The following is a 12718-nucleotide window of genomic DNA, read 5'->3' as shown; positions in this document are numbered from 1 at the left end:
ATGAATTCTGATATCAAATATAAATTAATATTGTTTAATATTTTCATTTTTATGTTTTCTATTTTACTTTATGGCTGCAGCCGCGATAAAATTGAACTAAATGAAATTTCTATTGTAATGGGTATAGGTATTGATAAAATACCTGGTGATAAACCATTTCTTGTAACATTAGAAATTATTAACCCAAAATCTGCCAAAGGTGACAATAATACATCTGGGAAAGAAAATAAATCTATTGTAAAAGTCAGTACAGGGAATTCTATTTTTGATGCAATCCAAAACTTCTCAAAAAATAATTCTGCAATTCTGGATTTTTCACATACCAAAGCAATCATTTTTTCAAAAAATTTATGTGAATTGAGAGTTTCTGAAGTAATGGATTATTTAAATAGAAATCATCAAATTCGCAGTAGCAGCTGGATACTTGTTGCAAATAAAACAGCCAGGGAAATTTTAGAGAGTAGGCTGCCCGGGGAAGATATTACTTCAAGGGGTATAACCAATATGATGAATCGGTTTAGAAAGGATCCATCTATCTTACCTGTCAACTTAAATAATTTTATTATAGAATCAAAAAAGGAATCAAGAACAAGCTTTGCCCCTGTAGTTGAACTTGAAAAGTCAGAAAATGATGCTTCTGGAAAAATTACAATTGGAAAAACGGCTATTTTTAAAAATGACCGTTTAATTGGAATATTGACAAATGAAGAATCTAAAAATTTATTGTGGTTAATTGATTATTCAAAAGGACATATGGCTGTATCTCTGGTTAAATCAGTAAAAAATAATGAAAATATAACTGCAGATGTTTTAAAAATATCTAACAAAATAATCCCTCATATAACTAAAGATGGAACTAATATAGAAATTCAATGTACAGGAGATGCTTTTATTAGAGAGATACAAAATATTGCCGTAAGTCCTGAAATGTTAGAAAAGGTAGAACATGATATTGAAACGGTACTGACAAATCAATTAGATGAATTGATAGATAAATCACAGAAGCATCTCAATGCAGATTTTGTTGGTTTTTCAACAAAAATATATAATAATCATCCTAAAAAGTGGATGATTATGAAAAAGAATTGGGATAAAACATTTCCAAATATAAAGTATAAAATCAGTTTTAAGATTAAGATAATCAATATAGGTATAATTAAAGATTCCGCTGTATCAAATAATTAAGTATACTGACTAGTTATTTATTCGAAAATGCCTTAGGAGGGAAAAGCTAAGTGATGACAATTATAATTATTGCAGTATTGTCAATATGTGTACTGGAAGGAATTCCACTGATAAAAAAAAGAATGTGGAAAGAATTATTATCTATGAGCTTAATATTATTAATATCTCTATCTCTTGAAATTAGTAAAAAGTTAGGTATAATAACTCCAATAAATTTTATAGAAAAATTATTTAAACCCTTAGGAAAAATATTTTTTAATAAATTGTAAACGTTTGGAGATGAATAAAATATGCAAAAAAAAGAAGTTATTAGTACCAATCAATTTATATGGCTGCTTTTTTGTATTATTACCTCTTTTACCGGCTTGCAAGTATTAAGATTATTAATCTTTCAGGCAAGAAGAGATGCCTGGCTAGCTGTAATTTTAGCCTGGTTTTTGGATGTCCTCTTAGCTGTAGTTTATACTTACATGGGTATACGATTTCCAGGACAGAATATGGTACAGTACAGCATAACTATTCTTGGAAAAAAGTTAGGTAGAATTATAGGAATATTATTTCCTATTTTCTTTTTATTAGTTTCTGCTATATTGCAAAGGAGTTTAAGTATAATACTAAGTACAGTATTTTTTCCTAAAACTTCAGAGTTGACACTTCTTATTACTTCTTATATTGTAATTGGTTATGCTGTTCTAAAAGGTATAGAAGTAATAGGAAGAGTGTGTGAAATTTTGGGACCAGTATATTTATTTAGCTCCATTGTATTATTTTTATTTGTCATACCTGATATAAAAATGGATAGACTTAAACCACAGCTTGAGCTTGGTTTATACCCAACTTTAACAGGTGTTCCTCTTATTTTATCTTTTATAGGAATATGTATTATAATGGGCATGTACATTCCCATTTGTAATCATCCCGAGGATGGATTTATTGGAAAATTTGCTGCTGTGAGTATGGGTGCTTTCATTATTATTATATTTATTATTAGCACTATAGGAATCTTTAGTTATCCTCAAGCAAAAAATATGCTCAATGCTAGTCTTGAACTTACAAGATTTGTTCACGTTGGTGAATTTTTTGAACGGGTGGAAGCTATCTGGCTTATGATTTCCATTGGAGCTGGAATTATAGCCTCATCAAATATGATATGGGGTTTTAGTTTAGGAATATCTCAAATTATAGGATTAAATACATATAAACCTCTTGTATTTCCTGCTGTACTTCTTTCTTTTGTTATTAGTATGACCTCATTTAAAAATAGCCTGGACTTAGTAACTTTTGATTTTTATTCATATCCTTTTATGGCCATATTTGTTGAAACTGTACTAGAAATGTTTCTTTTTTTTACAGCACTAATTTTAAAGAAAAGAGGATAATTTAAGATATCGGTTTGTCATCTTTATCTACTACATTTTTTACCTTATTCTTATATCTACCAAATAGGTGTTTTTGAAAAAAATAGGAAATTACACAACATAATAAAATTAAAAATATTCCTATAACAATAGCAATAAAATTGTTAACACCTATATTTTCCATATCCATACTCTCCTTTATGTCCTTACATTATATACAATATATAAAACCCCTTATATATTATATAAGGGGTAGCATTTTCTAATTTAAAGAACAGTGATATTTTCCGCTTGAGGTCCTTTTCGTCCCTTACCTTCATCGTAAGAAACTTTTTGGCCTTCTTCAAGTGATTTATAACCATCTCCATTTATCTGGGAAAAGTGTGCAAAAATATCATTTCCATCTTCTCCTGTAATAAATCCAAATCCTTTACTCTCATTAAACCATTTAACTGTACCTTTCATAACGTACACCTCCGAAATTTTATTTTTCTTAAACTCTTTGTAATAATTCACCAAATAAAATTTCGACATTAACATTATTATAAGTATAAAGTGATAATTGAAATATATTCGTGTTTAAATTATTTACCATTCATTTAAGTTCTCGTTAAATATAACACACTCCATTATATAAATCAAGTTTTTTTAAATTCATCAATAAACTTCCAATATTTCCTTGAAAACTTTGACCTGCAATCTTTGAAAAGTTTAGATTTTGTTTATAATTAGTTTAGATAAAATAGAGATACCTATTTTACAATATAATTAGGAAGTACTTCCCTATAAAATGTAAAAAGGAGATGTAAAAATGAAATTCAGGAAAAAAACAGCTATGATTATAAGTTTTACAGTGGGGATTATGATGTTTGCTACCACGGCTATGGCTGAAGTTACATCTAAAAGTGGTTACGATCAATTAAAAGATTCCTTAAAATACACTGCTGAAAATTGTACTAGCACTCTTTCAAACTTCACTGTAGATTTATCATTTGCCATAAAAGATAATGGAAAAACAGTAGCATCTGAAAACTCCATAAGTAAATATGATATATCTAAAAATTCAGAGGAAAGGACAAATACCAGTACTAAAGGCTCTACTAAGACAGAAGACTATTATTATAGAGATAAAAATGGTTATATAAGCAAAAACCCCAATGAAAATGTATATTACGTAACTGAATTCTTAAGTGACAAGGATAAAAATAATCCTGTTTTACAAAATCCTTTTAAAGAAGATAAAGCAGGAGATATAGAGAAAATAGCTGATTCCATTGTAGGGAATTTAAAGGATTCTGCAACAGTTACTGAAAAACAAGACGGAACTAAAGAAATATCGGGATCTTTAAATAATACCCAGATTCCCACTCTTATAAATGCCCTTGTATCTTTCCAATTTAAAAACTCATATGGTAATACAAATAACAGTGATGAAGATGTTATACCCAAACTCACAAAAAATATTTCCGTAAATGATTTAAAAGGTAATATGTCTACAGATAAAAATGGATTAATTAAAACTGTTTTAGCTTCTGGAACTTTAAATGGTACTGATAAAAATGGTACTGATCATCAGATCACTTTAGAAGTTTTAGTAAAAATAGAAAATATAAATTCAACTACTGTAACAAAGCCTGATTTATCTAAAGAAAAAGTAATAAAAAATATACAAAAAGATTATACCAAGTTATCCAACCCTCAAAAACATATAGGAAAATACACATCAGATATTGTAATAGAAGATGATAAAAAATTCACAAAAATAGGAGAAGCTATTGTAAACATTGAGAATATAGATAACAAAACTATAACCGGAAGTTATTCTAAAGAATATTTAAAAGGCTATGAGAACTACACAGACGATAATGGAAATATAAAATTCACTGGAACCTTAGGTGAAAATCAAGATAACTTTAGCGCTAAATTCAATGGTACAACAGGATCTAATAAAAAAGTATCCGGATTTATTTACATTCAACCTAATGGTCCAAATATAAGTTTTACTATCAATGACGATACAAACTCAAATATAATATTAGACAGTAATTATAGAAAGGTACTAGACTAAATCCTAGGATAAAATATATATTAAGAATAACAATTTGTCGGAATATTACCGGCAAATTGTTTTCAAATAATCAAAACTAAATTTGGGGGGATTTAAATGGAAAAAGTTATTGAACTTATTAATTTATCTAAAACATATAAAAATGGAAGAGGTATACAAAATATTAATTTAGATATATATAGAGGCCAAATTTTTGGTTTTTTAGGACCAAACGGTGCAGGAAAAACCACTGCTATGAAAATAATGACAGGACTTGTAAAACCAGATAGAGGAGATGTTAAGATATTAGGCCACAGTATCTTAGAAGAATTTGAAAAAGCTATTTATAATGTAGGATGTATTATAGAAAATGCAGAAGCTTATTCTTATTTAACAGCTTTTCAAAATTTAAAACAAATTTCAAGGTACCACCACAATGTAGATACAAATAGAATTGAAGAAGTCCTAGATATGGTAGGACTTTTAAAATATAAGGATGAAAAACCCGAAAAATTTTCTCTAGGAATGAAACAAAGACTTGGAATTGCTTCTTCAATTTTATGTTATCCTGAAATCATAATTTTAGATGAACCTTTAAATGGCTTGGATGTGGAGGGAATGATTGATGTAAGAAAAATCATAAAAAATCTGGCAGAAAATAAAAATACTACTTTTTTTATTTCTAGTCACCTAATTCATGATATTGAACTTACCTGTACACATATTGGTGTACTATATAGTGGCAAACTTATTAATGTAGACACTACTAAAAATATATTAAATAATTATGCTTCTTTAGAAAATTACTTTATCAGCGAGGTGGATAGAAATGATAAGATTTAAAGCAACATTAGTAAATGAATTAGAAAAACTACATAAAAACAAAAAAGTTTTGGCAGCTATTATATTATCCATTGTATTTATTATACTGGGACAAATTTTTATTTTATTACTTAGAAATAATTTTGGTCTTAAAGGTGCTTCCAGCACAGAATTTCCTTTACTAGTTCTTTCTACCCTTATAAATACACTGCTCCCTCTATTTATAGCACTTATTACCATAGATAGTTTTTCCGGAGAATTTTCCCAAAATACTATGAAAATATCTTTAACAAAACCTGTTACCAGATTAAAACTTTTTACGGTGAAAATAGTGGCAATAATCATATTTATATTTATGACTTTAATGACTATAATGTTATTTTCTATAATATCAGGCATAATATTTAATACAAATTCTTTTACTGTAGAAAACCTTATTAAAATAGTAATTTCCTATGTAGTAACTTTAATGCCTATGACAATTCTATGTCTCATAATTGTTTTATTTGCCAACATATTAAAAAATGGGATAGCTGTGTTTTTTCTATCTATACTAGTATTTATTATATCTAAAGTACTTGCTATTTTCTTTCCCACCTATTCAGGAATTTTATTTACATCAATGATTGGTTGGCATGCTCTATGGATTATGGACAACATACCATATCTAAAAATATTCAGAAATTTTATGATGATGTTAAGTTATGCTATAATATTATTTACAGCAGGATACTATATATTTGATAAAAAAGATCTTTAAGGTGTGCATATAAATGGATATAAAAAAACGTATGATTATTTCTAATACTCTAACTGTAATAATTCCCTTTATGATTGCAAGTTTAGCTGCAATCATATTTATATCTATATCTTCAAAACTTTTTGATACCAGTATAAATTACGATAAATTTAAAAAATCTGCCTACATAAAATCTGAAATATTAAATACAGTAAGAGAAATATCAAAATCCAATATTAAAGACATACACGATACACAATTTCAAAAATTTTTAAATCAGAAACTTTCACTTATAGACGGTAAAATTATAATAATAAAAAACGATTCTATTGTATTCTCTTCTCAAGATATGAATAAAATTGACATACAGAACTCCCTAGATGAAGCAAACAATAAAACTTCACCAAATATGGTAAGTATAGAATCCACTTTCTACTCTGTAGAATCTTTTCCACTGGAGTTTAATAATAACCTACAAGGAAAAGTAATATTTTTAACTCCTATAAGAAAAGAAACAAATATTTTAAAAAACTTCATAATAGCTATTTTATCTATATTTTTGATTTCATCTGCACTTACGAGTATTCTTGTATCCTATATGTTTTCAAAAAAAATATTAAATCCTATAACATCTTTAAAAAAAGCTATGTCAGAAATACGACATGGAGATTTAAACTTTGAAATTGCAGAAACTGGAGACAAAGAAATAAAAGAACTTTGCACTGACTTTGAACAAATGAGAATAAAGTTGAAAGATTCAATTAATATAAAAATGAAGTATGATGATAACAGAAAAATGCTTCTCTCCAGTATATCTCACGATTTAAAGACACCTATAACTTCCATAGAAGGCTATGTTCAGGGAATTTTAGATGGTGTGGCAAATACCCCTGAAAAATTAGAACATTATCTAAAAACTATACATAGAAAAACAAGACAAATTAATGCCATGATAGACGATTTGCTTCTATATTCCAAACTGGACTTGAAACAAATTCCTTTTAACTATGAAAAAACAGATATTATAGATTATTTTAATTACTGTATTCTAGAAAGTGAACCTGAACTTAAAAAACTTAATATGAAAATCAGTTTACAAAATCACTTAAAAAATTCAAAATATGTTATGATAGATAAAGAGAGATTCATGAGAGTTATATTAAATATAATTGATAACTCGAAAAAATATATGGATAAGAAAAAAGGGGAAGTTAGTATATTTCTGAGAGAAACAACTTTAAGTATTATAATTGAAATAAAAGATAATGGATGCGGAATTAGCAAAAATAATGTAAGTAAAATATTTAATAAGTTTTACAGAGAAGATTCTTCAAGAAGCAATGCCTGTGGAAGCGGATTAGGACTTGCTATATCAAAGCAGATTGTAGAAGGCCATAACGGAAAAATATGGGCTGTATCTACTGAAAATAAAGGAACAAGTATATTAATATCACTGGAGAAGATTGACTGATATCTCATACTGAATAAACTTTAATGCCTATAAAGACATGTTGAATAAATGATAAAAATACATAAGAGAGGTCATTATGAAAAAGATTTTAATAATTGAAGATGATTTAAGTATAGCGGAGCTTCAAAAAGATTATCTAGAATTAGAAGGATTTGAAGTTACTATATGTACAGAAGGCGTAAAAGGTTTAAATACCTTAAATAACGGTGAATTTGATTTATTGATTTTAGATATAATGCTTCCTAAAATTGACGGCTACAGCATTCTACGCAGTATTTATGATAAAAAGGATATTCCTGTACTTTTAGTTTCTGCTAAAAAAGAAGAAATTGATAAAATTAAAGGTTTTACTTTAGGTGCTGACGATTATATTACAAAACCCTTTAGTCCTGGTGAACTGGTGGCAAGGGTCAAATCTCATATTCAAAACTACGAAAGAATAAAAAATAAATTTAATTTAAAACATAACAAATTAATAATAAGAGGACTTGAGATACTAAAGGATTCCAGACAGGTATTTGTAAATGGTAAAGAGATAACTTTAGCACAAAAGGAATTTGATATTTTACTGTATATGGCAGAGAATCCTAATAGGGTATTCAACAGAGAAGAACTATTTGAAAAGATATGGGGACTTGGTTCCATGGGTGATAACGCCACTGTTACAGTGCATGTAAGAAGAATACGTGAAAAAGTAGAACCCTATCCTTCTAAACCTCAATATATAGAAACAGTCTGGGGAGCTGGATACAGACTTAGAGTTTGATACAAGACGCTAACATTGTTAACATTCTCAGCTTTTTCAAAGTGATGTAATACTCCTGGATATTAGTATAGTCTAAGGAATGGAACCTTATAGTTCCATCCTTTTTATAACCGAGGATACCCTGGCAATAAGAAAGTCCAAAATCGAAATTTTCGTAAACTAAAGAGTATACCCCGTTTTTTCTTTCTATCTCTTCTTCTCTCAACTCTGCTAATATATTGAGTTTGTTCTTCTTTAATTTGATTTATAGTATTTTGGAGTTCTTCTTCCCCGGACAATAATTTAGTTATATTATCATTTATATCAGTAGAGTTATGGTAAATGGTATCCTTAATATCACCAGTTTGAGATTGAAGATTTTTTACAACAATGTCTTCAATTTTAGGAAGCATAGCATCAGATAAAGCTTGTACTAATAATTTGAAACTAACATTACTAAGATCATAGTTATTACCCTTAGGGTTTTTAAAATATTGAATTACCTGATTAGCTGTCATTTGTTTTTCTTTTAGAAGATATCTAATTAATTTAAGCTTATTAATGTCTTTCATGGTGAAAATCCTATGCTGACCATTTTTGTGATTAGTATCTAAGACATTTTTAAAAGTAGAACAATAATTTCTAATTGTTTGAGTACTGGTATTTAGCATTTTTGCTACATCTTTTGTTTTATAATTGTCCTTATTAAAATCTCTTATGTTTATTTCTTTATTTTCCATACAGATCACCTCTTTACAATATTATACAATTAACTTAAAATGTAATCAATGTAAATATTATGAAATTATATTAACTAAATTTCACTGAATGCACAAATTATATGAAAAATAGGATAAAATAAGAATAATACATATTTAGTTAAGAGGGAATATAAATGTTAAATTTTTTAGGTAGAGGCTCAGCATTCAATATAAGAGAAGGTAATAATTCAGCATTTATAAAAGAAAATACTGAATTATTATTAATAGATTGTGGTGAAAATATATTTGAAAGAATACTTAATAAACATTTGCTTCATGACATTAAAAATGTTCATGTATTAATTACACATCTGGATTCAGATCATGTAGGTAGTTTAAGTAGTCTAATATACTATTGCTATTATATAAAACATATAGTAGTTAATATATACTTTCCTCACAAAAGTTTATACCATTTATTACATTTACATGGTCATAGAGATAGACATGACTATAATTTTCATTATTTAAATGTTAATACAAATAACTTTCATAGGTTTGCTGCTATCACAAGCATAAAACCTATATCTGTTAGCCATATTGATACTTTAAAATGTTTTGGATATTTATTATATTTAAAGAGTGGTAGACTAATATGGTATAGTGGTGATTGCAATAAGGTATCCCACGTAATATATAAATATAATATTGATGAAATATACCATGATACCTGTCTAGCCGATTATAGTGGAAATGTACATACATCATTGAAACTCTTATGCAAATCTATACCAAAAGATAAAAGAAATAAAGTTTATTGTATGCATATAGATTGTGATGAATTAATTGCTAAAGCTCAAATAGAAGGTTTTAAGGTCGTTGAAATAAATAAAAATATTTTACATTGAAATGGGGTACATTAAGTTGGCTTATTATACATTAATAAGTATATTTATAATATTGTTTGGATTGTTAAACTACTACGCAGGCCTCTGGGCTTGGCAGTTACTAGGTATGACTATACCTTTACTTAATCCAAAGATTTATTGGATAGTCTTTTCTCTTATTGTCATTTGTGTTATTGTTGGAATTATAGCCAATAGATTCTTACCTTACTTTCTTCGAGGAATCTTTTATATTATAGGTTCCTATTGGATTGCTGCTTTGTCTTATTTTATACTTTCCATTGTGATTGTTAAGATTATTGCTTTTTTTAACATATGGAACTATTTGTCATCAAAAGTGACTAATAATAATTCTATTCTCACCTTATCATCTGAACTATCTGTTATTACATTAATAATAATCTTACTAATATACGGAACTTTCAATGCAAAAAAATTAAAGGTTACCACCTACAATATAAATATTAACAAGGAGCAAAAAATTTTTAAAAAACTTCGTATTGTAATGATATCCGATATACATATTAGTAATATAAATGACCATAGACAAAACAAAATAATTCATACTATAAATCAGTTGAAACCAGACATTGTTTTAATTACAGGAGACATAATAGACGATATAGTACCCTTTATAAAAGAAGGAATAGTAAATGATTTTCACAAAATCAACAGCAAATATGGTGTTTATGCTTGTTTGGGCAATCATGATTATCAAAGCGGAGATTTATCATATGTACTAGATATTCTTAATAAATCAGGAATTAATGTACTTAGAGACAGTTGTATAAAAATAGCAGATAGCTTTTATATTATTGGCCGTGAAGATAAGTCCTATGAAATGATGAGCAGAAAAAAACGAATGGAATTATCAAAACTTACAGAAGGAATAAATCATAAATTACCTGTAATCATGTTAGATCATCAGCCTATAAACATTGATGAGGCGGAAAATATGGGAGTGGACTTGCAATTATCCGGCCATACTCATAAGGGACAGTTTTTTCCCTTCAATTTCATTACAAATAAAATGTTCAAAGTTCATTATGGATATCTTAAGACTGGGAAATTACAAGTCATAGTATCATGTGGTGCTAGTACCTGGGGTCCCCCTATACGTATAGGCTCAACCTCTGAGGTAGTGAACGTCATTGTAGAGTTTAAAAAATCTATGTTCAATTAATTATTTTATTATTTATTAAAATAGTATTTATAAAATCCAGAACAGATCTTGATACTCCATTATAGTTAGGAAATAAAGTTGCACCTGAAACTCCATATAATTTACATAACTTAAGTATCTCTGCAGAGTATTTAACAGGTAATGTTATTTTCCACAAGGGGGTATCTATTGTATTTTCAAATTCATTTTCTAAAAATCTAGGAGAAAATATATCCCCTTTTTTACCTGGCTGTTTTAAAAAAGTAAACAGACCAGATTGAGCAGCAAGATTGTTACTAGTTGAACCTGGGACTTTAATTAACTTAACATTTTCATATAATTTAACTTTTTCTATATCTAACGCCCATACCGATAGTTTATCATCACTATCTTTTTCATAGTGTTTTAAAGCTGATGAAGCAGCAAAATAAGCGGCAACATATGAGCGCTTTGACCAATCTAACAAGCTAGTAGGCACCCCACAGTGTTGGGCTAATGCCATTAATTCCAGTAATTCCTCACTAGGCCAATTTGATGGATCTATAAAATATTTATCTTCTCCATCACATACTGTAAAATCTAGGTATTTTTTTCGAAACTCTAAGGAATCATTTATAATACTAATACCAATTAAATCACACTGGTCCACAAAATAATTTAATATGAGAAGTTCATTACGTACCTGCTCCTCGCACTTTATATGAGTTTTTACATTAGTTTTTTTATTAATTCTTAATATACTAGGGACTAGTGGCCATGTCTCATCCCTTTGTCCTCTATAAATAAATTTACCTCTTTTATTACCTAAAGGTTTTTCAGGACATAACTCTTTCCAAAATTCATCAATACTATTGCATTCTTTTAAAAAGTATCTTTTACATTGATTTATAGACATATATACACATCCTGTTGTTTTATTAATACATAATTATTTTAAGAAAATGTCCATAATTTATTCATTGTATAATTAAATATGCCCGTAGAAATAGTTGCTATTAATTGAGCCAATATATTATCTATACATATATAATTTACTAAGGTAAACAATATTATAGAACTAAAGACAATAGAAGTTATGTTTACAATAATAAATTTAGCAAATAAATTAAATACTTTTTTATCTGATTTAAATACCCATACCTTGTCTAGTATGAATCCGCTTACAATTCCAATAAAATATCCTATAACATTTGATACCATATAATTAACACCAATTCGTATAAGAACATTATAAATAGTTAATGTTATAAGTGTATTTATTGTTCCTGAAATAGCATATTTTATAAATTCTTCCTTTTCTAATAATAAAATGAACACTATCTTTATCTCCATGGTTTATACAATATTTACTCTAAAAATATCTTATAAACCTTAATAATTGCTTAAAATTAAATATTTTATATATTTATAATATTACAACTAATTATAATTTAATTACAAAAAATAATAAAGCCTAAAATAAACTTTTACTACTTTAGGCTTTCCTATACTTTCAAAAATATTCCTATTAGTTTAAATATTTCAACACTTTTATGTCTCTGTCTTAATATTTTTATTAGGAGGTAGACTTATTATACTGTTGT

At 27.5% G+C, this 12718-nt stretch carries 15 protein-coding genes; 10 read left to right on the top strand and 5 right to left on the bottom strand.

The genetic code is table 11. From position 1 onward, the window contains the following. The 3 genes from ACJDU8_RS05535 to ACJDU8_RS05525 are packed head-to-tail and all read left to right on the top strand — an operon-like array spanning nt 1 to nt 2564. Complete coding sequence (locus tag ACJDU8_RS05535) at nt 1-1185, top strand: Ger(x)C family spore germination protein (RefSeq protein ID WP_406791161.1); 1185 nt, start codon at nt 1-3, stop codon at nt 1183-1185. 53 nt (nt 1186-1238) lie between these two features. Further along, nucleotides 1239-1454: a hypothetical protein gene (locus tag ACJDU8_RS05530; protein WP_406791284.1), complete on the top strand. Its 216-nt coding sequence runs from the start codon at nt 1239-1241 to the stop codon at nt 1452-1454. A gap of 21 nt (nt 1455-1475) precedes the next feature. Next, complete coding sequence (locus ACJDU8_RS05525; protein WP_406791160.1) at nt 1476-2564, top strand: GerAB/ArcD/ProY family transporter; 1089 nt, start codon at nt 1476-1478, stop codon at nt 2562-2564. Nucleotide 2565: 1 nt separating this feature from the next. Here ACJDU8_RS05525 and ACJDU8_RS05520 read toward each other — a convergent pair whose 3' ends face one another. Together ACJDU8_RS05520 and ACJDU8_RS05515 are read right to left on the bottom strand one after the other, a co-directional pair. Continuing rightward, the gene (locus ACJDU8_RS05520; RefSeq protein WP_406791159.1) at nt 2566-2727 is read right to left on the bottom strand and encodes a hypothetical protein; all 162 of its coding nucleotides are present in this window, start codon (nt 2725-2727) and stop codon (nt 2566-2568) included. A gap of 83 nt (nt 2728-2810) precedes the next feature. Further along, a complete protein-coding gene (locus tag ACJDU8_RS05515; protein ID WP_406791158.1) occupies nt 2811-3008 on the bottom strand; it encodes a cold-shock protein in 198 nt (65 codons plus the stop codon). Nucleotides 3009-3354: 346 nt separating this feature from the next. On the opposite strand from ACJDU8_RS05515, the gene ACJDU8_RS05510 reads away from it, so the two are divergent. The 5 genes from ACJDU8_RS05510 to ACJDU8_RS05490 all read left to right on the top strand — a co-directional run bounded on the left by ACJDU8_RS05510 (nt 3355) and on the right by ACJDU8_RS05490 (nt 8388). Then, nucleotides 3355-4611: a hypothetical protein gene (locus ACJDU8_RS05510; protein WP_406791157.1), complete on the top strand. Its 1257-nt coding sequence runs from the start codon at nt 3355-3357 to the stop codon at nt 4609-4611. 96 nt (nt 4612-4707) lie between these two features. Next, nucleotides 4708-5433, top strand: coding sequence for an ABC transporter ATP-binding protein (locus tag ACJDU8_RS05505; RefSeq protein ID WP_406791156.1), 726 nt, complete (start codon nt 4708-4710; stop codon nt 5431-5433). Beyond that, nucleotides 5420-6172 carry an ABC transporter permease gene (locus tag ACJDU8_RS05500; protein ID WP_406791155.1) on the top strand — a complete coding sequence of 251 codons (753 nt, stop codon included), beginning with the start codon at nt 5420-5422 and terminating at the stop codon, nt 6170-6172. The genes ACJDU8_RS05505 and ACJDU8_RS05500 overlap by 14 nt, the downstream gene beginning before the upstream one ends. 13 nt (nt 6173-6185) lie before the next feature. Next, nucleotides 6186-7622 carry a sensor histidine kinase gene (locus tag ACJDU8_RS05495; RefSeq protein WP_406791154.1) on the top strand — a complete coding sequence of 479 codons (1437 nt, stop codon included), beginning with the start codon at nt 6186-6188 and terminating at the stop codon, nt 7620-7622. A gap of 76 nt (nt 7623-7698) precedes the next feature. After that, the gene (locus ACJDU8_RS05490) at nt 7699-8388 is read left to right on the top strand and encodes a response regulator transcription factor (protein WP_406791153.1); all 690 of its coding nucleotides are present in this window, start codon (nt 7699-7701) and stop codon (nt 8386-8388) included. 104 nt (nt 8389-8492) lie between these two features. On the opposite strand, the gene ACJDU8_RS05485 is transcribed toward ACJDU8_RS05490, so the two are convergent. Further along, a complete protein-coding gene (locus ACJDU8_RS05485) occupies nt 8493-9107 on the bottom strand; it encodes a helix-turn-helix domain-containing protein (protein WP_406791152.1) in 615 nt (204 codons plus the stop codon). Between the two features lie 155 nt (nt 9108-9262). On the opposite strand from ACJDU8_RS05485, the gene ACJDU8_RS05480 reads away from it, so the two are divergent. Then, complete coding sequence (locus tag ACJDU8_RS05480; protein ID WP_406791151.1) at nt 9263-9976, top strand: MBL fold metallo-hydrolase; 714 nt, start codon at nt 9263-9265, stop codon at nt 9974-9976. Between the two features lie 16 nt (nt 9977-9992). Next, the gene (locus ACJDU8_RS05475) at nt 9993-11156 is read left to right on the top strand and encodes a metallophosphoesterase (RefSeq protein ID WP_406791150.1); all 1164 of its coding nucleotides are present in this window, start codon (nt 9993-9995) and stop codon (nt 11154-11156) included. Here ACJDU8_RS05475 and ACJDU8_RS05470 read toward each other — a convergent pair. Together ACJDU8_RS05470 and ACJDU8_RS05465 are read right to left on the bottom strand one after the other, a co-directional pair. Beyond that, on the bottom strand, nt 11149-12030 hold the full coding sequence (locus tag ACJDU8_RS05470) for an FRG domain-containing protein (RefSeq protein WP_406791149.1): 882 nt from the start codon (nt 12028-12030) through the stop codon (nt 11149-11151). The two genes, ACJDU8_RS05475 and ACJDU8_RS05470, sit on opposite strands and share 8 nt — an antisense overlap. Nucleotides 12031-12068: 38 nt before the next feature. Further along, entirely contained in the window at nt 12069-12452 is a 384-nt protein-coding gene (locus tag ACJDU8_RS05465) for a GtrA family protein (RefSeq protein ID WP_406791148.1), read from the bottom strand. Between the last annotated feature and the right edge of the window lie 266 nt (nt 12453-12718).

The organism is Candidatus Clostridium eludens, from assembly GCF_045310515.1.
GTDB lineage: Bacteria > Bacillota > Clostridia > Clostridiales > Clostridiaceae > Clostridium_B > Clostridium_B eludens.
This window is presented reverse-complemented; position numbering and strand designations above follow the sequence as displayed.